Below are 25,297 nucleotides of genomic sequence, written 5' to 3' on the forward strand. Positions count from 1 at the left end.
CCGCCGCCGCCGGGCGGCGCCGCCGTCGTTGGTGAAGATGGCGGTGCCGTTGCCGAACTGGCTCGAGTTCACCAGTTCCAGGGCCTCGTCGTAGGAGTCGACGCGGATGACGGACAGGACGGGCCCGAAGATTTCGTCGGTGTACACGGACATGTCGGTGGTGACGTGGTCGATCAGGGTCGGGCCGAGCCAGAATCCGTCCTTGCCGCCGTTTGCCTGCACCTGTCGGCCGTCGACCACGATCGTGGCCCCGTCCTTCTCGCCGGCGTCGATGTAGGAGGCGACCTTGTCGCGGTGCACCTTGGTCACCAGCGGTCCCATGTCGGARTCGTGGGTGCCGTCGCCGATCTTCAACGTGTCGGTGCGGTCCTTGATCTTGGCGACCAACTCGTCGGCGATGTCGCCGACCGCGACCAGGGCACTGATGGCCATGCAGCGTTCCCCGGCGGAGCCGAAGCCGGCGTTGACCATGGCGTCGGCGGCGAGGTCCAGGTCGGCGTCCGGGAGGACGATGGCGTGGTTCTTCGCCCCACCCAACGCCTGGACGCGTTTGCCGTGGGCGGTGCCGGTGGCGTACACGTACTGGGCGATGGGGGTGGAGCCGACGAAACTGATCGCCTTGATCGCGGGGTTGGTGAGCAGTTCGTCGACGGCGGTCTTGTCGCCCTGCAGCACGTTGAACACCCCGGCCGGGAGTCCGGCCTCGGCCCAGAGTTCGGCCATCCAGATCGCGGCGGTCGGGTCCTTCTCGGACGGTTTGAGGACGACGGTGTTGCCGGCGGCGATGGCGATGGGGAAGAACCACATCGGGACCATGGCGGGGAAGTTGAACGGGGAGATGATSCCGACCGGGCCGACGGGTTGGCGGAGGGAGGAGACGTCGATGTTGGTGGAGGCGTTTTCGGTCATGCCGCCTTTGAGCAGGTGGGCGATGCCGCAGGCGAATTCGACGACTTCCTGGCCGCGGGASACTTCGCCGAGGGCGTCGGAGACGACCTTGCCGTGCTCGGCGGTGATGATTTCGGCGAGTTCGCSCTTGCGGGCGTTGAGCAGTTCCCGGAATGTGAAGATCACCTGGGTGCGCTTGGCGAGGGAGGTGTCGCGCCAGGCGGGGAACGCGGCGGCGGCGGCGTCGATGACGGCGCGGGCGTCCTCGACGCTGGCGAGGGCGACCTGACCGGTGACGGCACCGGTCGCCGGATTCGTCACCGGAGCGGTGCTACCGCTCGTGCCCGTGAAACTCTTGTTGTCGAACCAGTGCTGGATGGTCCGGGCCTGCGCTGCGCCGTCGCTGTGTGTCATGGGTGTCCTTACCGAGAGAGCCGATACGCGGAAACTCCGCGCGAAGTGCGATGTCTTCACTCTGGTCCGTCAACCAGGCACTGGAGCCCGACGATCTGTAAGGAATCCCGACTTCTGATTTACACTGCGTAAATGCAGCCCACCATCGTCGACATCCTGGCGCTCCCGGTCGTGCAGGCGGGAACACCCGAGGTGATCGGCGGCGGACCGCTCGACAGACCGGTCCGATGGGTGCACGTCAGCGATCTACCCGATCTGTCGAACCTCCTCCAGGGTGGCGAACTCGTCCTCACCACCGGCCAGCCGCTCGCGGACGACTCGTCGAGCGTGGCGTACCTGGAGGGACTGGCCGCGGCGGGCGCAGCCGGACTCGTCGTCGAACTCGGCGTCCACGTCGACACCGTGCCGGACGGGGTTGCGCGCGCCGCCGACAGACTGTCGTTTCCGGTCATCGCACTGCACCGTCAGATCCGGTTCGTCGAGGTCACCGAGGAAGTACACCGCTCGATCGTCGCGGAGCAGTACGACGAGGTCGCCTTCGCACGGCACGCGCACGAGGTCTTCACCGACCTGAGCATGAAACGGGCGTCGCTCGGTGAGATCGTCGACGCCGCAGCCGGCATGCTCGGCGCCCCGATCGTCCTCGAGGACCTCAACCGGCAGGTACTGGCGTTCGCCGCGGAGGGGACCACGGCGGCGGACCTCCTCGCCGAGTGGGAACGTCGGTCGCGGCTGACGCCCGTGTCGCACCAGACCGCGGTCGACGGTCCGGAGTCGTGGACGACGACGCCCGTCGGCGCACATCGGCAGGGATGGGGACGACTCGTCGCCCCCCGACCCGTCGCCGCCGAAGGTCGGGCGCGGATGACCCTCGAGCGTGCCGCGCAGGCGCTCGCACTGAACCGCATGGTCGAGCAGGACCGGACCGCACTCGAGCAGCAGGCCCAGAGCGGACTCGTCGACGAACTCCGCCGCGGACGCATCCAGGACGAGGCCGAGGCGACCGCGCGCGCCCATGCGCTCGGCCTCCGGCCGGCACTAACCTACCTGCCGATGACCGTCCGGGTCAGCGAAACCCTCAGCGCCGACCAGGTTCTCGCGCAGCGACGCCGAGTGAACATGCTGGACGCCGTCCGCCACGCGGTCCGGACGTCGCGGCAAACCGCACTCACCGCGAACACCCGCGCCGGACAGATCGACGTGCTCCTGTCCCATCCACCGGCGTCCACACCCGACGCGCTGCCCGAACTCTGCACGGCGATCCGTGCCGCGCTCGCCCGGCTCGACGGCGTCCTGCAGTGCACGATCGGCGTCGGTCCCGAGTCGACCCGGCTCCTGGACGCCGCGGGCGGCCTGACGGAATCCGCTCACATCGCCGAGGTCGCGCTGTCGTTGCCACCGGGCGACAAGGTCTTTCACCGTGCAGCCGACATCCGGTTGCGCGGTCTCCTCGCCCTCATCCGGACCGATCCGCGGGTGCAGGCCTTCGCAGAGACCGAACTCCGCGGCCTGCTGGAGCATCAGGCGCGGCACGGCGGCGACAGCGTCGACGTCCTGCGCAGCTTCCTCGAACTCGGTGGCAACAAGACGGAACTCGCGAAACAGCTCCACCTCTCTCGCCCCACGCTCTACGCGAAACTCGCTACCATCCAGCGCCTGCTCGGTGTCGACCTCGACGACGCCGAGTCCCGGACGTCGCTGCACACGGCCATGCTGATCCTGCGGCTCCGCCACCCGTGAGTACTTCTTAACGTCGGGCGGTTAATAAGTACTCACGGGGCGGAGCCACACTCCGAACATCGTTCGACGAGGACCGACTCAGGGTGCCCGCATTCGAATAGTCGCGAGCCAGCACCGCCGTTTTGAGAATTATCTTCACAACTCTTGGCATGAATGGTCGTTTTCTTCACTATTGGCACCTACCAATCGAATTTTCGACAGCACGGAGCTCTCATGAAGATCGGCATCCCCCGCGAAATCAAGAACCACGAATACCGCGTGGCCATCAGCCCCGCCGGTGTCCACGAACTCAGCGAACGCGGCCACGAAGTCGTCATCGAATCCGGCGCAGGCATCGGCTCGTCCTTCGCCGACGAAGATTTCAAAGCCGCAGGCGCCCAGATCCTTCAGGCCGCCGACCAGGTATGGGACACTGCCGACCTCCTGCTGAAGGTCAAGGAGCCCATCGCCGAGGAATACGCCCGCCTGCGCCAGGACCAGGTGCTGTTCACCTACCTGCACCTGGCGGCGTCGAAGGAGTGCACCGACGCCCTGCTCGCGTCGAAGACCACCTCCATCGCCTACGAGACCGTCGTCGGCGCCGACGGCTCCCTCCCGCTGCTCGCCCCGATGAGCGAGGTCGCCGGACGCCTCGCCCCGCAGGCCGGCGCCTACCACCTCATGCGCCACGGCGGCGGCCGCGGCGTCCTGATGGGCGGCGTCCCCGGTGTGCGCCCCGCCAAGGTCGTCGTCATCGGCGCCGGCGTCTCCGGCAAGAACGCGATCGCGATCGCCTACGGCATGCAGGCCGACGTCACCGTCCTGGACCTGTCCATCGCCCGCCTCCGCGAGATCGACGCGCTCTACCAGGGCCAGGTCAAGACCATCACGTCCAACAGCCTCGAACTCGAGCAGGCCGTCCTCGACGCCGACCTGGTCATCGGCGCCGTCCTCGTCCCCGGTGCCAAGGCCCCCACCCTCGTCTCCAACAACCTCGTCTCGCGGATGAAGCCCGGCTCGGTGCTSGTCGACRTCGCCATCGACCAGGGCGGYTGCTTCGAGGACTCACGACCCACCACCCACGCCGAACCCACCTACCAGGTCCACGACTCCGTCTTCTACTGCGTCGCCAACATGCCCGGCGCCGTCCCCCGCACCTCCACCTACGCCCTCACCAACGCCACCCTCCCCTACGTCGTCGCGCTCGCCGACAAGGGCTGGAAGGAAGCCACCGCGACCGTGCCCGGACTCGCCGAGGGACTGTCCACCCACGACGGACAGCTGCTGTCCACCGAAGTCGCTGCCGCGCACGGCTACACCGCAGTCTCCTGAGCGACTGATCCGACGAGAGCGTATCCAGCAGACCTGCGGATGCGGGACAATCGAACGATGGCTTGGCTCGAGGTCGTGCGCACCGGACCCTTCACCACCGTGCAGGATCGGGGCCGCCCCGGTTACGCGTCGATTGGGGTCGGCGAGTCGGGTGCCGCCGACCGAGACGCGCACGACAGCGCAAACAGGTTGGTGGGCAACCACTCCGGCGCAGCCACGCTGGAGGTCACGCTGGGCGGGCTCGCGGTGCGTGCGGCCGGGACCGTCTCCGTCGCCGTTACGGGCGCCCGCAGCCCCGTCACCGTCAACTCCGAACCCCGGCCCGACTACACGATGCTGCACCTGGCTACCGGCGACCTGCTGGAGATCGCGTTCGCGTCGGAGGGACTTCGCAGCTACGTGGCGGTGCGCGGAGGTTTCGACGTGCCCGCGGTGATGGGGAGCCGGTCCACCGACACTCTGTCGGGGATCGGCCCCGATCCCGTCGCCGACGGTGATCGGCTGCTGGTCGGTGCAGATGCCGGCGACTGGCCTGCGGACGAGATCATCCCCCCACCCGTCGCTCCCGAGGATCCCCTGATGATGCGTGTCCGGCTCGGACCGCGGGACGACTGGTTCACACCAGCGTCCGTCGCAGCCCTTCTCCGCGAGACGTGGACGGTCAGCTCCGACACCAATCGTGTGGGAGCGCGGCTCGAGGGTCCGGGACCGCTACACCGCGCCGTGACGGAAGAGATGCCGAGCGAGGCGATGGTGGCGGGGGCGTTGCAGGTGCCGCCCAACGGTCGGCCCATCCTGTTCCTGGCCGATCATCCGGTGACCGGCGGCTATCCGGTGATCGCCGTGGTGGCCGAGGCCGATCTGCCGGTGGCCGCGCAGTTGCGGCCCGGGCACCGGGTCCGCTTCCACCGAACGGTGGCGTCGACCATTCCGCGGTGACGGTCTATCTTGCGGCCAGGGCGGTCCGGAGCCCACGAAGGCGTCCGGTCACGGGATCGGCGCCGAGCGCCGACCGCCCACGGAACTTCACTTCCGAGGCCGTCTCCGGCGCGTCGTCGGACGTCGCCCGGAGGAACCGGTTGGGCAGCGCCAGTTTGTGAATGGTGCGCAGCGTCAGAAGGTACTGCCGCGCAAGCGAACCAGTGGTGTACGGCAAGTCGTACTTCTCGCACAGGCCGCGCACCGCGGTCGAGATCTCGGCGTACCGATTGCTGGGAAGGTCGGGGAAGAGGTGGTGCTCGATCTGATAGCACAGGTTGCCGCTCATGAAGGCCATGACGGCGCCGGCCCGGAAGTTCGCGGTGCCGAGCATCTGGCGGAGATACCACTCGGCCCGGCTTTCGTGCTCGAGTTCCGCGAGCGTGAACTTCTCCGCTCCGTCGGGGAAGTGCCCGCAGAAGATCACGACGTACGACCACACGTTCCGCAGGAGGTTGGCGACGAGATTCGCCTTCAGCGTTCGTCGCCACCGCCGCCCACTGAGAACGGGGAACAGCACGTAGTCCTTGCACATCTGCCGCGCGATCTTGCCGAGCAGATCTCGCACCGGTGGACGCAGACGCCGACTCGCCCTGTCTTCGGCACTGGGCGGAAGCAGATCGTGGAGCGCGATGCCCCATTCGAACGACGCCGCGAGCAGGAGATTCTGGATCGGCTGCAGCAGGTGGATCGGACGCCATTCCTGATCACGAGTGACCCGCATGACGCCGAACCCGACGTCCTCGTCCATTCCGAGCACGTTGGTGTACTTGTGATGACGGAAGTTGTGCGCATACTTCCACTGCGACGACGGCCCCACCTGATCCCACTCCCAGGTGCTCGAGTGGATCTCGGGATCGTTCATCCAGTCCCACTGGCCGTGCGAGACGTTGTGGCTGATCTCCATGTTCTCGATGCTCTTGGCCGTACCCAGTGCCGTCGTACCGAGAACCACGCCCGTGGTCGTCCGGCTTCCGTGGATGACCAGTCGCGCGAGTCCGTCGAGCACGCGCTGGAACGCGATGGTGCGGCGGATGTACGTCGCGTCTTTCTCCCCGAGGGACTCCGCGACGTCGCGGCGAAGTGCGTCGAGTTCGAATCCGAGCGCCTCGACGTCCTGCTGGGTGAGGTGCGCGTACTCCTTGATATCGGTGATTGCCATGACCGGCCTCCAACCTCGCGGCCACTGATGATCTCAGTGAACGCCGCTGGTACCAGCCTGTCAACACTGTAGGTCTACGGTAGGTGCCGACAGCGTCGACAGCGACGCTCTCGGACCGCTACCGGTTGTGCGGGCTTCCCCGAGGACGCCGTGCTGTTCGCGGTTCCGCAGCCTAGCCGCGGCGACGGCGGGCGATGTCGGCGAGCACGACACCCGCGGCGACGGACGCGTTGAGCGATTCGACGGGCCCTGCCATCGGGATGCTGAGGATGGCGTCGCAATTCTCGCGGACGAGACGCGACAACCCCTTGCCCTCGGAGCCGACCACGACCACCACGGGGCCGCTGCCGTCGAACTCGTCGAGTGTGGTGTCGCCACCCGCATCGAGACCGACCACCTGAACGCCCTTGGACGCCCAATCCTTCAGCGTGCGAGTGAGATTGGTGGCGCGGGCGATCGGCAGGCGGGCTGCCGCACCGGCACTCGTCCGCCACGCGACCGCGGTGACCGACGCACTGCGACGCTCCGGGATCACGACACCGTGACCGCCGAACGCGGCCACCGAGCGCACGACGGCACCGAGGTTGCGGGGATCGGTGATGTTGTCGAGGGCCACGAGCAGCGGCGCCTCCTGGTGCTTGCGCGCTTCCGCGATCAGGTCGTCGGGGTGCGCGTAGCGGTACGGCGGCACCTGCAACGCGATGCCCTGGTGCATGCCGTTGGCACTGAGCCTGTCGAGATCGGTCCGGGGAACCTCGAGGATGGAGATGCCCGCGTCGGCCGCCCGCTGAACGGATTCCTTCAGGCGATCGTCGCTCTCGGTCCCGACCGCGACGTACAGCGCGGTCGCGGGGACGCCGGCGCGCAGGCACTCGACGACGGGGTTGCGGCCCAGCACGTTCTCCGGGCCGTCGAGCACCTTGCGCCCGGCGGTCTGACGACCGCGGCCGGGCTGCTTGTCGGCGTCCCTGGCTGCGCGGGCGGCGCGCTTGGCGGCGGGATGCTTGGTGCGGGCCTCCGCGGGCGGGGTGGCGCCGCGACCTTCCAGCCCCTTGCGGCGCTGGCCACCGGAACCGGCGACCTGCCCCTTCTTGGTACCGGCCTTGCGGATGGCTCCGCGCCTACTCGAATTTCCAGCCATTACTACTGTCCTGCCTTGAGAGACCACTCGGGCCCGTTGGGGGTATCGGTGACCTCGATGCCCGCCCGGATGAGACGGTCACGCACCTCGTCGGCCACAGCCCAGTTCTTCTCGGCGCGGGCACTCTGCCTGCGCTCGAGTTCGGCCCGGACCAGAACGTCCAGGGCATCGGTTGCCGCGGACGCGTCCGCGGTCTCCTGAGTCCAGTGCTCGTCCAGCGGGTCGACGCCGAGGATTCCGAGCATGGCCCGGACCTGCGACGCGATCTCGCGCGCACCCTCGAGGTCTCCACCATCGAGCGCGATGTTGCCCTCGCGGACCTTGCCGTGCACCTCGGCGAGCGCGGCGGGGACGGCGAGGTCGTCGTCGAGCGCGCGAGCGAACGCCTCGGTCCACAGGCCGACCGGAACCTCCCCGGCACGCTCCTGCGTACGCAGGACGAACGACTCGATCCGACGGAACGCCGCGGCCCCCTCGTCGAGCGCGGTGTCGGAGTATTCGAGCATCGACCGGTAGTGGGCACTGCCCAGGTAGTAGCGAAGCTCTTGCGGGCGAACCTTTTTCAGCACGTTCGGCACCGAGAGAACGTTGCCGAGCGACTTCGACATCTTCTCGCCACCCATGGTGACCCAGCCGTTGTGCAGCCAGTACTGCGCGAAGTCGTCGCCGGCGCACTTGGCCTGCGCGATCTCGTTCTCGTGGTGCGGGAACACCAGGTCCAGACCACCGCAGTGGATGTCGAACGCGGCGCCGAGGTAGAACTCGGCCATCGCGGAGCATTCGAGGTGCCAACCCGGACGGCCCCGGCCCCACGGCGTCGGCCACGACGGCTCGCCCGGCTTCTCCGCCTTCCACAGCGTGAAGTCGCGGGGATCGCGCTTGCATTCGCCTGCGCTCTCGCCCTGGTGGACGTCGTCGAGCTTGTGCCCCGACAGGCTGCCGTACCGGGGGTAGCTGCGGACGTCGAAGTAGACGTCCCCGCCCGCCGCGTACGCATGGCCGTTGTCGATGAGGCGCTGCATCATCTCGACCATCTGCGTGACGTGCCCGGTGGCCCGCGGCTCGATGGACGGCGGCAGCACGCCCAGCTGCTGATAAGCCCAGGTGAAGGACCGCTCGAACGTGGCGGCCCACTCCCACCACGGCCTGCCCGCCTCCGCAGCCTTGTTCAGGATCTTGTCTTCGATGTCCGTGACGTTGCGGACGAACGCCACGTCGTAGTCGTGGGCGAGCAGCCACCGCCGCAGCACGTCGAATGCGACGCCGCTGCGTACGTGGCCGATATGGGGGTCGCCCTGCACCGTGGCGCCACACAGGTACACCGATGCGTGTCCAGGGGCCAGCGGAACGAAGTCACGCAAGGCCCGCGTCTCGGTGTCGAATAGGCGCAGGGTCACGACCAGCGATCCTACCTGGCGCTTCGACCGGGAATGACCAACGCGGTGGCCATGGCGGCGATCCCCTCGCCGCGCCCGGTGAGCCCGAGCCCGTCCGTGGTGGTCGCGGACACCGAAACCGGCGCGCCCAGAATGTCGCTCAGCACCTTCTGCGCCTCGTTTCGGCGTGGGCCGATCTTCGGCCGGTTCCCGATCACCTGGACCGCGGCGTTGGCGACGTCGAAGTCGTCCTCGTCGAGGAGACGGCGTACCTCGGCGAGCATCGCGGCACCGCTCACCCCGGACCACTCGGGCCGCCCGGTTCCGAAGACGGAGCCGAGATCGCCGAGTCCGGCGGCGGAGAGCAGGGCGTCGCAGAGTGCGTGAACGGCCACGTCGCCGTCGGAGTGACCCGCGCAGCCGTTCTCGTCCTCGAACAGCAGGCCGGCCATCCAGCACGGCCGTCCCTGCTCGATCGGGTGGACGTCCGTCCCGATTCCGACTCGCACTAGTGCGCTCCCTCTTCCACCAGCGCGCGGGCCAGCACGAGGTCCAGCGGCGTGGTGATCTTGAATGCTGTGGGTTCTCCGACGATGCTGCGCACCCGTTCCCCGAGGCGCTCCACCAGGCCGGCGTCGTCGGTGGCGATGCCGTCGGCGGCGGCGTAGGCGCGCCGGAGCAGTTCCGCGGTGAAACCCTGCGGCGTCTGCACGGCCCGCAGTTCGGACCGTTCGGGGGTGCCGGTGACCGCGCCGAGAACGTCGACGGTCTTGATGGTGTCCGTCACCGGCAGGACGGGGATGACCGCGTTGCGGCCGCACCGCAGCTCCGCGACCACCCGCGCGATGAGCGACGGTGGCGTGAGCGCACGGGCGGCGTCGTGGACGAGCACATATTCTGCGTCGTCCGCGACGGCGAGTCCGGCGCGAACCGAATCGGTCCGCTCACTGCCGCCGGCCACGACGGTGACCTCACCGGGAAGGAGGGTTCGCGTCGACTCGACGAGCTCCTCCGGAACGATCACGACGACGCGGTCGACAGCCCCCGACTGCAGGAGCCCGTCGACCGCGCGTGTCAGCATGGTCGTCCCACCCAGATCAACGAATGCCTTAGGCTTGTTCTCGCCCAAACGCACTCCCTGACCTGCGGCGGGAACCAGCGCGACTACAGGACCTTTTCCGTCGGCCACTGCGTGTATCGCGACTGTCTAGGACGCGGCCGCGAGGACCTCGTCGAGGATGGTCTCGGCCTTGTCGCTGTCGGTGCCTTCGGCCAGTGCAAGCTCGCCGACAAGAATCTGCCGCGCCTTCGCGAGCATGCGCTTCTCTCCTGCGGACAGGCCGCGATCCTGCTCACGACGCCACAGGTCCCGAACGACCTCGGCGACCTTGTTGACGTCACCTGACGCGAGCTTTTCGAGATTCGCCTTGTAGCGGCGTGACCAGTTGGTGGGTTCTTCGGTGTGCGGTGCCCGCAGTACCTGGAAGACCTTGTCGAGACCTTCCTGGCCGACGACGTCGCGTACGCCCACGTACTCTGCGTTGTCTGCGGGAACCCGTACGGTGAGATCGCCCTGAGCAACCTTGAGAACGAGATATTCCTTCTGCTCACCCTTGATGGTGCGGGTTTCAATTGCTTCGATCAGCGCCGCACCGTGATGGGGGTATACGACGGTGTCTCCGACCTTAAAAATCATCTGTCCCGTGCCCCTTTCGATCATTCGAGTTTAACACGTGTCCGGAAGCTGGTCGCATCAACGGTGCAGGTCAGGGGCATCATGGCCTGACCGTAGGGGTTGACAGGGTCCCCGATACGTGCATTCCGGACACCCCGATCGGGCGGTTCTCCAGCGCCGAAACCGCACGCAGACAACCATTGTGAGTACCCAGCGAGCAGGCCACGCGGACGAACTACTACTCTGCCTAGTTGAAGTGCGAACCTGACACCGGAGGACAACTCGTGACTGCTCTCGACAAGTCGACTCGCCGAGTCGCTACCGCCGTCGCTCTCGCTGCCGGCGCAGCACTCGTGCTGTCCGCCTGCAGCGCGGGCCAGATCACTCAGACGTCGAGTCAGGTCGCCGCGGTCAACGGCAACAGCGCGAACGTCGGCTCGATCGCCCTGCGGAACGTGCACGTGGTCTACCCCAACTCCGCCGAGTACAGCCTCGAGCCGGGCGGCAATGCCGTCCTCGCGTTCACCGCGATCAACAACAACGAGGACACCCCGGACAAGCTGACCCGGATCAGCACCGACTTCGCGCGGTCCGTCACCCTCGGCGACAAGGCGGGCGGCCTGGAGATCGCTCCGCAGACCGCGCTCGTCGCCGGACTGCCGGGCGAGGAAGCCGCTGAGGGCGCCGAGGCCGCGGGCCAGAAGGACGCCAGTGCCGACGCACCGGCCGACGTCGTCCTCGTCACCCTGGACGGTCTGAAGGAGGGCGTCCGCCCGGGCCTCACCTTCCCCGTCACGTTCGCGTTCGAGAAGGCCGGCGACGTCACCGTGTCCGTTCCCGTCGACGCGGGCCACGAGACCGAGCGCCACGTCTCCGACACGTCGCCCGGATCCGAAGCCGAGGGCGGCGGACACTAGCAGCCGTATCGGGTCCGCTGTCGGACCCGATACCTAGGCTGGCCCGGTGGCCAAACTCAAAACCAGCTTCCGCTGCTCGTCGTGCCAGTGCACGGTTCCCAAATGGGTCGGCCGGTGCCCCGAGTGCGGTAGCTGGGGATCGATGGACGAGGCCCCGATCGTCGCGTCCGTCGCGAGCCGCCCCGGCGCCTCGCTCGCGAAAGCCGGGGCCGGAGCGGTACTTCCGTCCACCCCGGCCACTCCGATCACGCGGATCGACAGCACGTCCACCCGCGCCAAGCCCACGGGCATCGACGAACTGGATCGTGTTCTCGGCGGCGGCGTGGTGCCCGGTTCCGTCGTTCTCCTCGCCGGCGAACCCGGCGTCGGCAAGTCCACCCTCCTCCTCGAGGTAGTCCACCAGTGGGCACGCCGCGGCCCGGACGACCGGTCCCTCTACGTCACCGGTGAGGAATCCGCCGGACAGGTGCGACTGCGCGCCGACCGCACCGGCGCCGTCCACGAGCGGGTCTACCTCGCCGCCGAATCCGACCTCGCGACCATCCTCGGCCACGTGGAGCAGGTGCGTCCCACCCTGCTGATCGTCGACTCCGTGCAGACCATGCTGGCCGCGGACGTCGACGGCGTGGTCGGCGGAGTCACCCAGGTGAAGGCGGTCACCAGCGCCCTCACCTCCCTCGCGAAGGCCAGCGGCGTGCCGGTGCTCCTCATCGGCCACGTCACCAAGGACGGCGCGGTCGCCGGACCACGGTCGCTCGAGCATCTCGTCGACGTGGTGCTGCACTTCGAGGGCGACAAGCACTCCACGCTGCGGATGGTGCGCGGCGTCAAGAACCGTTTCGGCGCCGCCGACGAGGTCGGTTGCTTCGAACTGCGGGAAGACGGCATCGCCGGCATCAGCGACCCGTCCGGACTGTTCCTCCACCACCGCGCCGAGGCCGTTCCCGGAACCGCCGTCACCGTCATGATGGACGGCAAACGGCCCCTCCTCGGCGAGGTGCAGGCCCTCGTGGCCGCCACGTCCATGCCCGCACCCCGGCGTGCCGTGAGCGGGCTCGACAGCGCCCGCGTGGCCATGGTCCTGGCCGTGCTCGACCGCCGGTGCGGGGTGCCGATCGCGAAGAACGACGTCTACGCGGCCACCGTCGGCGGAATGCGGATGACCGAACCGTCCGCCGATCTCGCGCTGGCCCTCGCCGTCGCGTCCGCGGTGAAGGACAAGCCCGTTCCGGATGGACTGGTGATCCTCGGCGAAGTGGGACTGGCCGGCGAGGTCCGCCGGGTACCCGGCGTCGGGCGCAGGCTCGCGGAGGCATTCCGCCTCGGATTCACCCGCGCCATCGTTCCCCTCGACTCCGGGGCGGCCCCGAAGGGCATGAAGGTCACCGAGGTCGGGAACCTGGGGGCCGCCATCGCGTCACTGCGGTGACGGTCGGATCGAGGTGTCGTTCAGATCGACGACGTGCCGAACGGGCGCTCCGGCACGCCGTCCACGAAATCCTTGGTCTTCTCGAAGTGCTCGGCGGTGACGGTGAGGAACAGCCCCCGCGACGTCGCCACCACCACGTCGGGGTCGGCCGTCGGCCCCTCGACGATGCGCGCCTCGGCGCTCGCATACACCTTGCGGCGGATCGATCCGTCGATGCGCGCGTGGAATTCGAGGACMGAACCCAGCGGGATGGGCCTGGCGAAGTCGATCTCGAGATGACCCGTGACCACCGGACCGTCGACGATCGATCGGCACACCATGCCCAGCGCCTCGTCGAACGCGGTCGAGAGGATGCCCCCGTGGATCACTCCCGGACCGCCCTGGTAGCGGGGTGCCACCTCGAGCCGGCCCCACACGTCGAGCCCCTCCCCGGCCGTGAAGCTCATCGACATCCCGGCAGGCGACTGGTCGCCRCACCCGAAGCACCGTGACCAGTGCTGCGGCACGGGCTGACCTGCGGCGGGGAAGCTGCCGACCGGTGCGGGCAGGGTCAGGTCGTCGGGCAAAGTCCAGGTACTACTCATGGATAGGTAATCTAAACGCGGGTCCGGACGTGTTTCCGCGGCGGTCCCCGACAAGTGACGTCTACCTCAGCGGGAGTATTGCGCGATGAACGATGCCGAGTCGTCGTCTGCGCTGCGCGAAACGATAGCCCGGCTGGCTCCCGGAACAGCACTTCGCGACGGCCTGGAGCGCATTCTGCGCGGTCGCACGGGCGCACTGATCGTCCTCGGCTACGACGAGCAGATGGAAGAGATCTGCGACGGCGGCTTCGAGCTCGACGTGGAGTTCGCGCCGACCCGCCTGCGTGAGCTGTCGAAGATGGACGGCGCCGTGGTCCTGTCCACCGACGGGTCCCGCATCGTGCGCGCCAACGTCCAGCTGGTCCCCGACCACAAGATCCCGACCGTCGAGTCCGGCACGCGTCACCGCGCCGCCGAGCGGACTGCCATGCAGACCGGGTACCCCGTGGTGTCGGTCAGCCAGTCGATGAGCATCGTCAGCGTGTACGTCGGTGGCATCCGGCACGTCATCGACGGGTCCGCCACGATCCTGTCCCGTGCCAATCAGGCGGTGGCCACCCTCGAGCGGTACAAGGCGCGGCTCGACGAGGTGACCCGCCAGCTGTCGGTGGTCGAGATCGAGGATTTCGTCACGCTCCGCGACGCCCTGACCGTGGTGCAGCGACTGGAGATGGTGCGGCGGGTGTCCGTCGAGATCGAGCAGGACGTGCTMGAACTCGGCACGGACGGGCGTCAGCTCGCCCTGCAACTCGAGGAACTCGTCGGCGACAACGACGTGGCGAGGGAACTCATCGTGCGCGACTACCTGGCCGGCACCGGCCCGGCGCCCGCCGAGGATGTCGCGAAGTCGCTCTCCGCGCTCGACAGGATCACGGACGCAGACCTTCTCGACCTCACGACGCTGGCCCGGGCGTTCGGCTATCCGGGCACCATCGAAGCGCTCGAGGCGCCGATGAGTCCTCGCGGCTACCGCGTCCTCACCCGCGTTCCCCGACTGCAGTTCAACCAGATTCACCGGCTCGTCGGCTCGTTCGGGACGCTGCAGTCACTTCTCGCCGCAACCGCCGCCGACCTGCAGTCGGTGGAGGGGATCGGCGGGCTGTGGGCCCGGCACATCCGCGAGGGCCTGTCCCGGCTCGCCGAGACGTCGATCTCGGGGCCGTACGACTAGGGCTTGTCTTCGTCCTTACCGGCGGTCCGGGCCTGCTTCTCCGACCACGGATTCCAGTGCGACCCGGACGGCGTCCAGGTGTTCGGCCATGGCGCGGGCGGCCTTGTCGTAGCTTCCGGAGGCGATGCCCTCCACGATCCGGTCGTGCTCGTCGTTCGACTTCTGCTGCCGCCCCGCAACGAGATTCAGCGTCTCGGACTGCCGGGTGAGGGCCTCGCGAATATCGACGATCACGGATTCGAACACCCGGTTCCGGCTCGTCCGGGCGATGAACGCGTGGAACTGCGCATCCAGGGACACCCACACGAGGGGATCGTCCTCGTCCCGCATCTGATCCACCAGGCCGCGCAGGGCGGCCAGGTCTTCGGCGGTGTGCCGCTGCGCCGCCCATCCGGCGGCGGGAATCTCCACGTGCGGGCGCGCCTCGACGAGTTCGTTGGCCGCGTAGTTCCCGAAGTCGAGGTCGCGAGCGATCGAATCGCTGACGACGAACGTCCCGAGGCCCGACTTCGTCTCCGTGAGCCCGAGCGCATGGCACGACCGCAACGCCTCCCGGATCACCGACCGGCTGACCCCGTGCCGCGCCGCGAGGGACGCCTCGGACGGAAGTCGTTCACCGACCGACAGCTCACCCGACGTGATCGCGTCACGAAGATCCGCGAGCACCGCCTCCGCGGCGCTGACCCGCGCCGTCACAGGACGCCTGGCTGCCCAGCTGTCTGACAGGTTCATGGGGATATTCTGCTCACGCCCCACCCGCAGCGTCAATACGGGACACCCCGGGGTTGACGCCTGCAAGTGAGCGAGGTAACAATTACACCTGTCTGACAGCCTGGCAGGTGGATAGCCGGGTGGCTCGACCGAGAAATCTACCTCTTCGAGCAGCAGACTCCGTCCACCGCATCCGTGCAGAGCAACGGCTCGCGCGAATCCCCGTGAGGAATGATCAAGTGCTCGAAACGCGAACAGAACACGATCTGCTCGGCGACCGCCAAGTGCCTGCGGATTCCTACTGGGGAATCCACACGCTGCGGGCCGTGGAGAACTTCCCCATCACCGGCCGGCCGATCTCCACCAACCCGTATCTGATCCGCGGGCTCGCCTACGTCAAATGGGCCGCGGCAACGGCGAACGAGAAGCTCGGGATCCTCGACCACCGCCGGGCCGACGCGATCGGGCAGGCGTGCCGGGAGATCGTCGACGGCCGCTGGCACGAGCAGTTCGTCGTCGACGTCATCCAGGGCGGCGCCGGGACGTCGACCAACATGAACGCCAACGAGGTGATCGCCAACCGGGCACTCGAGATCCTCGGCCACGGGCGCGGGGAATACGCGGAGCTCCATCCCAACGAGCACGTGAACCTCAGCCAGTCGACCAACGACGTCTACCCCACCGCGGTCAACATCGCGACGATCTTCGCGATCGACGACCTGCTCGACGCGATGCGCGTCCTGCAGGAGGCCTTCGCGACCAAGGCGGTCGAGTTCACCGACACCGTGAAGATGGGGCGCACCCAACTCCAGGACGCGGTGCCGATGACGCTCGGCCAGGAGTTCGCCACCTACTCGGTGATGATCGACGAGGACCGCACCCGCCTCGACGAGGCCGCTCTCCTCGTCCACGAGATCAACCTCGGCGCCACCGCGATCGGCACAGGCCTGAACGCACCCGCCGGCTACGCCGAGGCAGCGTGCGACACGCTGCGGGAACTCACCGGATTCCCCCTCGTCCTGGCCACGGACCTGGTCGAGGCAACCCAGGACGTCGGTCAGTTCGTCCACCTCTCGGGGGTGCTCAAGCGGATCGCGGTCAAGTTGTCGAAGGTGTGCAACGACCTCCGCCTGCTGTCGTCGGGGCCGCGCGCGGGCCTGAACGAGATCAATCTTCCACCGGTACAGGCCGGTTCGTCGATCATGCCAGGCAAGGTCAATCCGGTGATCCCGGAAGTCCTCAACCAGGTGGCCTACGAGGTCATCGGCAACGACGTCACCATCACGATGGCCGCCGAATCCGGGCAGCTCCAGCTCAATGCGTTCGAACCGATCATCGTGCACTCCCTGTCCGAGGGGATGCGCCACCTCGGCGCCGCCTGCCGGATCCTGGCCGACCGCTGCGTTCTCGGCATCACGGCCAACACCGATCTGCTGCGTGCCCGGGTCGAGGACTCCATCGGACTCGTCACCGCGCTCAACCCGTACATCGGCTACACCGCCTCGACCCGGATCGCGCAGGAAGCGCTGGTCTCCGGCCGCCGGGTCGCCGACCTCGTGATCGAGGCCGGTCTGCTCGACCGTGAAGAACTCGACCGCCTCCTCAGCCCCGAGCATCTCGCCAACTTGAGAGCGACCGGTTCGCCACGGCAGACACCCGTCGCCGCTGCCGCGGAGGTGGTCTCGTGACGATCGAGAAGGACGACACCTCCGGCGCCGACATCTTCGTCGAGGAAGACCTCGGCTACCGGAAAGCGCTCGGCCCCAGACAGATCCAGATGATCGCGATCGGCGGAGCGATCGGTACCGGCCTGTTCATGGGCGCGGGCGGACGCCTCCAGCAGGCCGGCCCCGCACTCGTGCTCGTCTACGCCCTCTGCGGCTTCTTCGCCTTCCTGATCCTGCGGGCGCTGGGCGAACTCGTCATGCACCGCCCCACCTCCGGGTCGTTCGTGTCGTACTCGCGCGAATTCTTCGGCGAGAAGATGGCCTTCGCCGCAGGCTGGCTGTACTGGATGAACTGGGCGATGACGGCAGTCGTCGACGTCACCGCCGTCGCGCTGTACATGAACTTCTTCAAGAAGTACTGGGCACCGCTCGGGAACGTCGACCAATGGGTCTTCGCCCTCGCCGCAGTCGTACTGGTCCTCGGGCTGAATCTCGTCTCCGTCAAGGTGTTCGGTGAACTGGAGTTCTGGTTCGCCCTCATCAAGGTCGTCGCTCTCGCCGCGTTCCTCGGCTTCGGCATCTACTTCGTACTGTTCGGAACGCCGCTCGAAGGACATTCGTCGGGCTTCAGCATGATCACCGACAACGGCGGACTCTTCCCCAACGGAATCCTGCCCGCCGTCGTGGTGATCCAGGGCGTCGTCTTCGCCTATGCCTCGATCGAACTCGTGGGAACCACTGCGGGCGAGACGAAGAACCCACAGAAGGTCATCCCCAAGGCGATCAACACGGTCATCATCCGGATCCTGGTCTTCTACGTCGGGTCCGTCCTGCTGCTGTCGCTGCTGCTCCCCTATACCGAGTACCACGCCGGCGAGAGCCCGTTCGTCACGTTCTTCGGCTCCATCAACGTGCAGGGCGCCGACGCGATCATGAACCTCGTGGTGCTCACGGCCGCGCTGTCCTCGCTCAACGCGGGCCTGTATTCCACCGGCCGAATTCTGCACTCGATGGCCATGGCCGGATCCGCACCCTCGTTCGCCGCCCGGATGAACAAGGCAGGAGTGCCGTACGGCGGCATCGCCCTCACCGGATTCGTCATCCTGCTCGGCGTCGGACTCAACGCCGTCGTCCCCGCGCAGGCGTTCGAGATCGTGCTGAACCTCGCCGCGCTCGGGATCATCAGCGCCTGGGCCGTGATCGTGCTGTGCCAGTTGAAACTGTGGAAATTCGCCAAGGAAGGGAAACTCACCCGGCCCGGTTTCCGGATGTTCGGCGCCCCCTACACCGGGCTCCTGACGCTGGCCTTCCTCGCGTGCGTCGTCATACTGATGGCGTTCGATCACCCCGTCGGAACCTGGACCGTCGGGTCCATCGCGATCATCGCTCCACTGTTGGTGATCGGCTGGTTCGGCGCGCGGAACCGCATCCGCACCCTGGCCTCGGACCGCCCGACCGGATAGCGAGAGAGGACAACAGTGCCGAAAGTCGCCATCGTCACCACCGGAGGCACCATCGCCAGCAGGCGGGACGGGCAGGGTGTCAGCAGGCCGGTGGTCACCGGCCCGGACCTGCTGGGCAGTGCGTGGACCGGGACGGAACTCCGTGTCGTCGACGTGATGTCGAAGGACAGTTCGAGCATCACATTCGCCGATATGGACCGGGTGCGCGACGCCGTCACCGCGGAACTGCGCGATCCCGATCTCGACGCGGTAGTCGTGCTCCACGGAACCGACACCATGGAGGAGACCGCTTTCCTGGTCGACCTTCACCACGCCGACCCGCGGCCGGTGGTGTTCACGGGTGCGCAACGCACGTTCGACCACCCGGAATCCGATGCCCAGGCCAATCTGGCCGACGCGGTCGCCGCGGGATCGGACCCCGCTCTGCGCGGAGCGGGTGTGATCATCGCGTTCGGAGGCGCCCTGCACCGGGCGTCGGGTACGCGGAAGGTCGACACGACATCCCTCGACGCGTTCCGATCCGTCCACCCCGCCGGTGCCACCCCGCAGCGAAGTCTCGATCCACTGCCGTGGCATCCGATCTCCGGAACCCGCGTCGACATCGTCGCCGCCTATCCAGGGGCCGACCGCGTCCAGATCGACGCGTGCCGAGCCGCCGGTGCCCAGGGGCTGGTGCTCGACGGGCTCGGATCCGGAAATGCGAACCCGGCGATCGTCGAGGCGGTGCGGGACTGCGCGTCCGCCGGGATCCCGGTCGTGGTCACCACCCGCGTGCCGAACGGCCCGACCTCCGCCACGTACGGCGGTGGGGGCGGCGGGCACGACCTCGTCTCGGCGGGTGCACTGTTCTCCACCGACCTCAGAGCAGGTCAGGCCCGCATCCTCCTCGCGGCGCTGCTCACCGACCCCGAGCACACCGACCTCGACAAGGAATTCGATCGACGCTCACGCATCGACCCCGCACCGAGGATCAGCTGAGGTTGAACGGCTCCGGCGCGCTGCGGAGCTGACCGAGCTGGCCGACCACGGTGTACGCACCGGGCCCCACCGGATCGCGCTGGGGTTCCGGTTGCGTCAGGCAGTCGGGAGCGGACGTCTTGGCCGACCACTTCACGGTGAACTGAGCTTGCTCGCCGGGCGCGAGGGTCCGAACGTCGGCCGCGGACTGCGGGAAGCAATCGATGTTGGACCACAGCCGCACGGCACCGTCGATCGTGTAGACGAGCACCTGCTGGAGGCTGCTGCCCAGATCACGTTCGCACGGTGTGGTGCCGATGTTGGTGACGACCGTCGTGAAGCTCGGCTCCTCACCCGCCAGGTACGTCGGCTTGTCGGCGGCCACCTTGATGGCCAGCGACTGGTCCGGGCACTGTCCCGCAGCGACCGGCTGACCGCTCGGAGCAGCGCTGCTCGAGGCACCGCTGCTCGACGCCCCGGACGAACCGGACGTGCCCGAGGAGGCCTCCCCGCCGGCGGCAGCGGCGCCACCGCCGCCGCCACCGGAACCGCCTGATCCGCCACTGGACGTGGACGAACCCGAGGCTGTCGGGGAAATCGACACAGGAGTGGTCAACGAGGAACTCGCTGCCGCCGGATCCGTCTCGGAGTCACTGCCACCACGAAGTGAGTTGATCAACCACACCACGAGCAGCAACACGACGATGGCGCCGCCGATCGCCAGCGCCCTGCGGCGCCAGTAAATCTCGGGGGGCAACGGTCCATTCGGTTCCAGCACGACGTCAACGGTAGTTCGGCGTCGCGCGGCAACGGCTCAGCGGGTGCGGCGTGTCGCGGTCAGTCCGTGAGCTCACCGATGTCACCGACGGCGCCCTGCAGGTGGGTGCGACCGTCGGACAGCTTGTACGTGACACCCGCGATGGCGCACGCGCCGCTCTCCACCTTCTCCGCGATGATGCGCGACCGCTGCATGAGCAGGGCCCCGGTCTCCACCACGTGGCGGCCCTCGAGTTCGTCGACGGTGCTGAGTCCCTCTCGGCGTCCCATGAGGATCGACGGCGCGACCCGTTCCACGATGCTGCGGATGAATCCGGGCGGCACGTTGCCGTCGTCGAGGGCGTCGAGCGTCGCCTTGACGGCACCGCAGCTGTCGTGACCGAGCACGACGATGAGCGGCACGTTCAGCACGCCGACTGCGTACTCGATGGACCCGAGCACGGCGTCGTCGATCACGTGACCGGCGGTGCGGACGACGAACATGTCGCCCAGACCCTGGTCGAAGATGATCTCGGCGGCGACGCGGGAGTCTCCGCATCCGAACAGGACGGCCGTGGGGTGCTGGCCGCCCACGAGCTTCGCGCGATCGGCGATGCCCTGGCTGGGATGGAGCGAGGTACCGCTCACGAATCTGTCGTTACCCTGACGCAGGGCCTTCCACGCGGACACGGGGTTGGAATTAGGCATGGGATCATTGTGCACCGGGCGTGTCGCACCGTCGCGACGGGAGTGTGACGACCGCGGAAAATCTGTTTCCCCCGTGAACGAAGGGACTTGTGAGGACGAAGTGGCCGTTGACTCCTCCGCGCTGATCAACTGGTACGACGTACAGGCCCGGGATCTGCCGTGGCGCCGCGACGGCGTCACCGCCTGGCACATCCTGATGAGCGAAATCATGCTGCAGCAGACGCCCGTCGTCCGAGTGGCCCCGATCTGGGAGGAATGGGTGCGGCGCTGGCCCGTCCCGTCCCGCATGGCCGCGTCGAGCCAGGCCGACGTACTGCGCGCATGGGGCAAACTCGGCTACCCGCGTCGCGCGCTGAGGCTCCACGAGTGCGCAGGCGTGCTGGCCTCCGAACACGGCGACGTGGTTCCCGGCGACGTCGACACTCTCCTCGGCCTGCCGGGTATCGGCCCCTACACAGCGCGCGCCGTCGCCTGCTTCGCCTACGGACAGCGGGTCCCCGTCGTCGACACGAACGTCCGGCGAGTGGTCGCCAGGGCAGTGCACGGACGCGCCGAGCCGGGAAATCCCTCGACGACGCGTGACCTCGCCGACGTGTCCGCGCTGCTCCCCCGCACCCGCGCGCGGGCCGCCACGTTCTCCGCGGCCCTGATGGAACTCGGGGCCACCGTGTGCACCGCACGCTCCCCCGAATGCGCCCGCTGCCCGCTCCCCAGCTGCGCCTGGGTGGATGCCGGACGTCCCGCGCACACCGGTGAGCGCCGGAAGGTCCAGAAATTCGCCGGCACCGACCGTCAGGTGCGCGGCAAGCTCATGGCCGTGCTCCGTGAAAGCTCCGCCCCGGTCGAACGCGTGCGGCTCGACCAGGTGTGGCCGGGCGATCCGGGCCAACGCGACCGCGCCCTCCACTCCCTGCTGATCGACGGACTCGTCGAGCAGACCGACGACGGACTCTTCGCCCTGGCGGGAGAGGGGAGTTAGCGGCCGGGCGGCTCAGCCGAGCCCGTCGAGGAACTCCTCGACCACATTCCGGTACTGCTCCGGCTGGTCGTCGTGGACGAGGTGCCCGGCCTGCTCGATGCGGACGTACTCGGCGCCGGGATGCCGCTCGGCCATGGTCCGCATCTGACCGTCTGGGGTGATCGTGAACTCCCCCTCGATCAGCAGGGCCGGAACCGTGATCGACGCCCACTGGTCCCAGAAGTGCCTGTCGCCCCACTCCTCGGAGATGTCGCGGAACGTGTCGACATCCCCGTGCAGGTACCAGCCGTCGGCGCGCTTCTCGAAAGAATCCAGGAAGTACTGTCCGGCAACCGGACCGAAGAACTCGAACAGGTCTTCCCGGGTCGCGAACGGCTGCGGCCAGTTCGAGATCATCGCCGCCCAGTCCGCGGCGGTCCGGCCCCGGAAGTCGGGGGCCATGTCTTCGAGCACGAGCGCCGATACCTTCTCGGGGTGTTCGGCCGCAAGGCACCACGCGTGCAGGGCGCCCATCGAATGGCCGATCACCACCCACGGCTCGGCGAAGGGCGCGAGTGCGGCGGCCAGGTCTTCCACGAACGCTTCCGTCGTCAACCGCGACGGTTCGGGCCTGCCGTGACCTGCGGCGTCGAACGTGAAGACGTGGCCGTGCTCACGCAACCACGGCACGTGCCGCCCCCAGGTCCGCGCGCTGCCCATCAGCCCGTGCAGCAGCAGAATCGGCTGTCCCGTCCCACCCTCGTCGTGCACCGCACTCTCACCTGCCACCCCTCCGACGCTAGCGGAGTAATCTCGCCCGCATGGCAGTGGTGAAGATCAACGCAATCGAAATCCCCGAGGGTGCAGGCCCCGAACTCGAGAAGCGCTTCGCAGCGCGCGCGCACGCCGTGGAGAACTCCCCCGGCTTCCTCGGATTCCAGCTTCTGCGCCCCGTCAAGGGCGAGAACCGCTACTTCGTCGTCACCCAGTGGGAGAGCGAAGAGGCATTCGCGGCGTGGCGCGACGGTCCGGCCAGAGAAGCGCACGCGGGTGAGCAGAAGAAGCCGGTGGCGTCCGGAGCTTCGCTGCTCGAGTTCGAGGTCGTTCTCGACGTCGCGGCAGCGAACAAGGGCTGAGAGACGGGGCCGAGCGGGAGGATTGACACGACGGCCCGCCGGGTGCAAAAGTTCGCAGGACAAAGCGATGGTTCGGCAGGAATCCGGTGCAATCCCGGAGCGGTCGCGCCACTGTAAATCGGAGTAGTCCTTCACGGGAGCCACCTCGACAGCCAGATACTGCGGCCATCGCCTGGACCTAGGGGACGCGAAATCCCAGGAGGAACTATGGCACTCGCCTACGCACCCGGCTCGTCGGTCGACACGACCCGTCTCGCCGTCATCTCTTTCGCGATCGTTCTGTTCGCGATGCTCGCTCTTTACCTCGTTGGTTTCGACCAGGGCGCGATTTCGCGCAGTGGCATGTACATGCATGAACTGATGCACGACGGCCGCCACCTCCTGGGTCTGCCATGCCACTGACCGATTCCTTCGCGAAACTCCTCATCCGCGGTCTGCTGGCCGGCCTGATCGCAGGCATCCTGGCCGGTGGCGTCGCGTTCGTCCTCGGTGAGTCGCACATCGATGCGGCCATCGCGATCGAAGAGTCGAACAGCGCTGCCGAAGCCGAAGTCCACTCGCACGACGCCACTCAGGCAGCCGAGCCGGCCGGGCACTCGCACGACGAGGAAGACGCACTGGTCAGCCGTGACGGACAGCGCTTCGGGCTGTTCCTCGCCACGTCCCTCGCGGGCCTGGCTCTGGGAGCGATCTTCGCCGTCGTCGCGAATTACGCACGTCGAGTGACGACGCTGTCCGGACCGCTGCTCGGTCTGACATTGGCCACATTGGGCTGGTTGGCAATCGAGGCGGTGCCGTTCTTCAAGTACCCCGCCAACCCGCCGGCTGTCGGAGACCCCGAAACGATCACTCAGCGCACCTGGCTGTGGCTCGCCGCCGTCGTCCTGGGTCTGCTCGCGGTGGTGGCCTCCGTCTTCGCGGCGAAGGCCGTCGCAGCGCAGGAATTCCTGTCGGTGCGAATCGCGGCGCCGGTTCTCGCCTTCCTCGTGGTGGTGACCATCGGCTACCTCGTGCTGCCCACCGTCAACGAAGTGGGCGACGACTTCCCCGCAGTGCTGCTGTGGCAGTTCCGGCTGTCGTCCCTCGCGACGCAGGCCACGTTGTGGCTGGTTCTCGGACTGGCATTCGCGTTCCTCACGGAGCGCGCCACCCGGGCCACGGCGCCCGCGCCGGCGAACGCCGCCTGACCCACAGGGCGTCAGCGGGATTTGTCCCATCGGGCCGGGTCCGCCTCCAGGGCGGCCCGGTCCCAGGCACCCCGCTCGGCGGCCGCGTCGTACGTGCTGTGCAGGAACTTCAGCAGTGCGGCATCGGGATCGTCTGCGGTGCGGACGGTCTCGTACGGCAGCAGGAACTGCCCGTTCTCCTTGCTGTAGAAGGCTCCGTCGGGCCCGACCGGGTAGTCGGCGAACCCGTCCGGCTCCGGGTAGGCGTACGCGTAGAACGCGCCTTCGACGCCACCGCCGGGCCAGAAACCGCAACTGCTCAGCTCGTGCGAGTAGCCCTCGACCATCACCCAGTCCCCGCAGTTCGGCGCTCCCCCAGGGTGAGTCGGTGCTGTTCGTCCGGAGAACCGCGTACAGGCCAGGTCGAGCGCACCCCAGAAGAAGTGCACGGGACTGACCTTCCCGATGAAATGGGAACGGAACTCGTGCAGGACGCGGTCGGCCTGCACAAGCTGCCGCCAGAACTGGTGCACCGACTCACCGTCGTACGAACAGTGCTGCGTGTCCTCCGCGAACGGGACGGCGGGGTCCACCTCGTTGGGCCGGGCCAGAATGGTCGTCGCCACACCCAGCTCGGCCAGCGTGTCCATCGTCTCGGCATAGAATTCGGCCACCGACTTCGGTTCGAGGGCAACCGTCCCGGTACCGCCCGTGCTGGTGCGGATCACCAGTCGATGATCGGCGAAGTCGAATTCGATGTCGAAACAGTCGGTGCCGTACGGAATCGTCGACGTCGTGAGACCGCGGGGGCTCACGTACAGCGGGACCTGCCACCAGTGGTTGATCAGCGGTGCGTGGGCCAAGCGGATCTTCCCGACGATCTGCGTCCACATGTGCAGGGTGTTCCGCGTCGACGTCCAGTCGTCCACCTTCAACGCCGGCCACGCATCTCCTGATCGTGTCTGCTCACGCACAGTGCCTCCCTGCCG

The 25,297-nt window shown here is 67.9% G+C and carries 26 protein-coding genes and 1 riboswitch; of the genes, 13 read left to right on the plus strand and 13 right to left on the minus strand.

The annotated features are described in order from the left end of the window. On the minus strand, positions 1-1,302 hold a 1,302-nt coding region (gene mmsA, locus AC1D1G_RS07020), incomplete at its 3' end, for a CoA-acylating methylmalonate-semialdehyde dehydrogenase (protein WP_477951583.1). Between the two features lie 132 nt (positions 1,303-1,434). Between mmsA and AC1D1G_RS07025 the strand changes: the two genes are divergently transcribed. The 3 genes from AC1D1G_RS07025 to AC1D1G_RS07035 all read left to right on the plus strand — a co-directional run bounded on the left by AC1D1G_RS07025 (position 1,435) and on the right by AC1D1G_RS07035 (position 5,292). Then, the gene (locus AC1D1G_RS07025; RefSeq protein ID WP_477951584.1) at positions 1,435-3,042 is read left to right on the plus strand and encodes a PucR family transcriptional regulator; all 1,608 of its coding nucleotides are present in this window, start codon (positions 1,435-1,437) and stop codon (positions 3,040-3,042) included. Positions 3,043-3,255: 213 nt separating this feature from the next. After that, positions 3,256-4,353, plus strand: coding sequence for an alanine dehydrogenase (gene ald, locus AC1D1G_RS07030; RefSeq protein WP_477951585.1), 1,098 nt, complete (start codon positions 3,256-3,258; stop codon positions 4,351-4,353). Between the two features lie 57 nt (positions 4,354-4,410). After that, positions 4,411-5,292: a 5-oxoprolinase subunit C family protein gene (locus AC1D1G_RS07035; protein ID WP_283334939.1), complete on the plus strand. Its 882-nt coding sequence runs from the start codon at positions 4,411-4,413 to the stop codon at positions 5,290-5,292. Positions 5,293-5,296: 4 nt separating this feature from the next. Here the strand turns inward: AC1D1G_RS07035 and AC1D1G_RS07040 are convergent, their stop codons facing one another. The 6 genes from AC1D1G_RS07040 to carD all read right to left on the minus strand — a co-directional run bounded on the left by AC1D1G_RS07040 (position 5,297) and on the right by carD (position 10,706). After that, the gene (locus AC1D1G_RS07040) at positions 5,297-6,493 is read right to left on the minus strand and encodes a fatty acid desaturase family protein (RefSeq protein ID WP_477951586.1); all 1,197 of its coding nucleotides are present in this window, start codon (positions 6,491-6,493) and stop codon (positions 5,297-5,299) included. A 172-nt stretch (positions 6,494-6,665) separates the two neighbouring features. Further along, complete coding sequence (gene rlmB, locus AC1D1G_RS07045; protein ID WP_283334941.1) at positions 6,666-7,634, minus strand: 23S rRNA (guanosine(2251)-2'-O)-methyltransferase RlmB; 969 nt, start codon at positions 7,632-7,634, stop codon at positions 6,666-6,668. Positions 7,635-7,636: 2 nt separating this feature from the next. After that, positions 7,637-9,031 carry a cysteine--tRNA ligase gene (cysS, locus tag AC1D1G_RS07050; RefSeq protein WP_280779089.1) on the minus strand — a complete coding sequence of 465 codons (1,395 nt, stop codon included), beginning with the start codon at positions 9,029-9,031 and terminating at the stop codon, positions 7,637-7,639. 11 nt (positions 9,032-9,042) lie between these two features. Next, a complete protein-coding gene (ispF, locus tag AC1D1G_RS07055) occupies positions 9,043-9,519 on the minus strand; it encodes a 2-C-methyl-D-erythritol 2,4-cyclodiphosphate synthase (RefSeq protein WP_105419436.1) in 477 nt (158 codons plus the stop codon). Then, a complete protein-coding gene (gene ispD / locus AC1D1G_RS07060) occupies positions 9,519-10,199 on the minus strand; it encodes a 2-C-methyl-D-erythritol 4-phosphate cytidylyltransferase (protein ID WP_280779090.1) in 681 nt (226 codons plus the stop codon). The genes ispF and ispD overlap by 1 nt, the downstream gene beginning before the upstream one ends. Before the next feature lie 18 nt (positions 10,200-10,217). Continuing rightward, positions 10,218-10,706: an RNA polymerase-binding transcription factor CarD gene (gene carD / locus AC1D1G_RS07065; protein WP_005262216.1), complete on the minus strand. Its 489-nt coding sequence runs from the start codon at positions 10,704-10,706 to the stop codon at positions 10,218-10,220. 263 nt (positions 10,707-10,969) lie between these two features. Between carD and AC1D1G_RS07070 the strand changes: the two genes are divergently transcribed. Together AC1D1G_RS07070 and radA are read left to right on the plus strand one after the other, a co-directional pair. Continuing rightward, positions 10,970-11,602, plus strand: coding sequence for a copper chaperone PCu(A)C domain-containing protein (locus AC1D1G_RS07070; RefSeq protein WP_477951587.1), 633 nt, complete (start codon positions 10,970-10,972; stop codon positions 11,600-11,602). A 46-nt stretch (positions 11,603-11,648) separates the two neighbouring features. Continuing rightward, entirely contained in the window at positions 11,649-13,031 is a 1,383-nt protein-coding gene (gene radA / locus AC1D1G_RS07075) for a DNA repair protein RadA (protein ID WP_280779094.1), read from the plus strand. Between the two features lie 20 nt (positions 13,032-13,051). On the opposite strand, the gene AC1D1G_RS07080 is transcribed toward radA, so the two are convergent. Next, positions 13,052-13,615 (minus strand): PaaI family thioesterase, encoded by a 564-nt coding sequence (locus AC1D1G_RS07080; RefSeq protein ID WP_317570778.1) that lies wholly within the window; start codon positions 13,613-13,615, stop codon positions 13,052-13,054. A gap of 85 nt (positions 13,616-13,700) precedes the next feature. On the opposite strand from AC1D1G_RS07080, the gene disA reads away from it, so the two are divergent. Beyond that, complete coding sequence (gene disA / locus AC1D1G_RS07085; protein ID WP_009477522.1) at positions 13,701-14,786, plus strand: DNA integrity scanning diadenylate cyclase DisA; 1,086 nt, start codon at positions 13,701-13,703, stop codon at positions 14,784-14,786. A gap of 15 nt (positions 14,787-14,801) precedes the next feature. On the opposite strand, the gene AC1D1G_RS07090 is transcribed toward disA, so the two are convergent. Beyond that, the gene (locus AC1D1G_RS07090) at positions 14,802-15,518 is read right to left on the minus strand and encodes a FadR/GntR family transcriptional regulator (RefSeq protein WP_280779095.1); all 717 of its coding nucleotides are present in this window, start codon (positions 15,516-15,518) and stop codon (positions 14,802-14,804) included. A gap of 218 nt (positions 15,519-15,736) precedes the next feature. Between AC1D1G_RS07090 and AC1D1G_RS07095 the strand changes: the two genes are divergently transcribed. Genes AC1D1G_RS07095 through AC1D1G_RS07105 form a run of 3 tightly spaced genes read left to right on the plus strand, consistent with a single transcriptional unit; the run spans position 15,737 to position 19,605 of the window. Continuing rightward, a complete protein-coding gene (locus AC1D1G_RS07095) occupies positions 15,737-17,185 on the plus strand; it encodes an aspartate ammonia-lyase (protein ID WP_477951588.1) in 1,449 nt (482 codons plus the stop codon). Then, positions 17,182-18,627 carry an amino acid permease gene (locus AC1D1G_RS07100; RefSeq protein ID WP_280779097.1) on the plus strand — a complete coding sequence of 482 codons (1,446 nt, stop codon included), beginning with the start codon at positions 17,182-17,184 and terminating at the stop codon, positions 18,625-18,627. Before AC1D1G_RS07095 ends, AC1D1G_RS07100 begins: the two co-directional genes overlap by 4 nt. Before the next feature lie 15 nt (positions 18,628-18,642). Then, positions 18,643-19,605, plus strand: a complete 963-nt coding sequence (locus AC1D1G_RS07105; protein ID WP_477951589.1) for an asparaginase — start codon at positions 18,643-18,645, stop codon at positions 19,603-19,605. Here the strand turns inward: AC1D1G_RS07105 and AC1D1G_RS07110 are convergent. Both AC1D1G_RS07110 and AC1D1G_RS07115 read right to left on the minus strand, forming a co-directional pair. After that, positions 19,598-20,362, minus strand: a complete 765-nt coding sequence (locus AC1D1G_RS07110) for a hypothetical protein (RefSeq protein ID WP_283334946.1) — start codon at positions 20,360-20,362, stop codon at positions 19,598-19,600. The two genes, AC1D1G_RS07105 and AC1D1G_RS07110, sit on opposite strands and share 8 nt — an antisense overlap. 59 nt (positions 20,363-20,421) lie before the next feature. Beyond that, the gene (locus tag AC1D1G_RS07115; protein ID WP_005244926.1) at positions 20,422-21,048 is read right to left on the minus strand and encodes a carbonic anhydrase; all 627 of its coding nucleotides are present in this window, start codon (positions 21,046-21,048) and stop codon (positions 20,422-20,424) included. Between the two features lie 100 nt (positions 21,049-21,148). Between AC1D1G_RS07115 and AC1D1G_RS07120 the strand changes: the two genes are divergently transcribed. Next, entirely contained in the window at positions 21,149-22,027 is an 879-nt protein-coding gene (locus AC1D1G_RS07120; protein WP_477951590.1) for an HhH-GPD family protein, read from the plus strand. Between the two features lie 12 nt (positions 22,028-22,039). Here AC1D1G_RS07120 and AC1D1G_RS07125 read toward each other — a convergent pair whose 3' ends face one another. After that, positions 22,040-22,795 (minus strand): alpha/beta fold hydrolase, encoded by a 756-nt coding sequence (locus AC1D1G_RS07125; protein WP_477951591.1) that lies wholly within the window; start codon positions 22,793-22,795, stop codon positions 22,040-22,042. A 32-nt stretch (positions 22,796-22,827) separates the two neighbouring features. Between AC1D1G_RS07125 and AC1D1G_RS07130 the strand changes: the two genes are divergently transcribed. From AC1D1G_RS07130 to AC1D1G_RS07140, 3 genes are all read left to right on the plus strand, one after another. After that, on the plus strand, positions 22,828-23,142 hold the full coding sequence (locus AC1D1G_RS07130) for an antibiotic biosynthesis monooxygenase family protein (RefSeq protein WP_005262175.1): 315 nt from the start codon (positions 22,828-22,830) through the stop codon (positions 23,140-23,142). Positions 23,143-23,193: 51 nt separating this feature from the next. After that, a riboswitch (cobalamin riboswitch) is annotated at positions 23,194-23,326 on the plus strand. 23 nt (positions 23,327-23,349) lie between these two features. Then, a complete protein-coding gene (locus AC1D1G_RS07135; protein WP_005244930.1) occupies positions 23,350-23,544 on the plus strand; it encodes a CbtB domain-containing protein in 195 nt (64 codons plus the stop codon). Continuing rightward, positions 23,535-24,329: a CbtA family protein gene (locus AC1D1G_RS07140; protein ID WP_280779113.1), complete on the plus strand. Its 795-nt coding sequence runs from the start codon at positions 23,535-23,537 to the stop codon at positions 24,327-24,329. The genes AC1D1G_RS07135 and AC1D1G_RS07140 overlap by 10 nt, the downstream gene beginning before the upstream one ends. Before the next feature lie 11 nt (positions 24,330-24,340). Here the strand turns inward: AC1D1G_RS07140 and AC1D1G_RS07145 are convergent, their stop codons facing one another. Next, complete coding sequence (locus AC1D1G_RS07145; RefSeq protein ID WP_283354781.1) at positions 24,341-25,282, minus strand: DUF5996 family protein; 942 nt, start codon at positions 25,280-25,282, stop codon at positions 24,341-24,343. Positions 25,283-25,297 lie beyond the last annotated feature (15 nt).

The sequence above is a fragment of the Rhodococcus sp. P3_B8 genome (assembly GCF_056402775.1).

Bases quoted from the DNA above. Each gene is read 5' to 3' on its own strand.
- AC1D1G_RS07025 (WP_477951584.1), top strand. From the start codon at position 1,435: ATGCAGCCCACCATCGTCGACATCCTGGCGCTCCCGGTCGTGCAGGCG.
- AC1D1G_RS07035 (WP_283334939.1), top strand. From the start codon at position 4,411: ATGGCTTGGCTCGAGGTCGTGCGCACCGGACCCTTCACCACCGTGCAG.
- AC1D1G_RS07040 (WP_477951586.1), bottom strand. From the start codon at position 6,493: ATGGCAATCACCGATATCAAGGAGTACGCGCACCTCACCCAGCAGGAC.
- rlmB (WP_283334941.1), bottom strand. From the start codon at position 7,634: ATGGCTGGAAATTCGAGTAGGCGCGGAGCCATCCGCAAGGCCGGTACC.
- carD (WP_005262216.1), bottom strand. From the start codon at position 10,706: ATGATTTTTAAGGTCGGAGACACCGTCGTATACCCCCATCACGGTGCG.
- AC1D1G_RS07090 (WP_280779095.1), bottom strand. From the start codon at position 15,518: ATGAACCTGTCAGACAGCTGGGCAGCCAGGCGTCCTGTGACGGCGCGG.
- AC1D1G_RS07115 (WP_005244926.1), bottom strand. From the start codon at position 21,048: ATGCCTAATTCCAACCCCGTGTCCGCGTGGAAGGCCCTGCGTCAGGGT.
- AC1D1G_RS07130 (WP_005262175.1), top strand. From the start codon at position 22,828: ATGGCAGTGGTGAAGATCAACGCAATCGAAATCCCCGAGGGTGCAGGC.
- AC1D1G_RS07135 (WP_005244930.1), top strand. From the start codon at position 23,350: ATGGCACTCGCCTACGCACCCGGCTCGTCGGTCGACACGACCCGTCTC.
- AC1D1G_RS07140 (WP_280779113.1), top strand. From the start codon at position 23,535: ATGCCACTGACCGATTCCTTCGCGAAACTCCTCATCCGCGGTCTGCTG.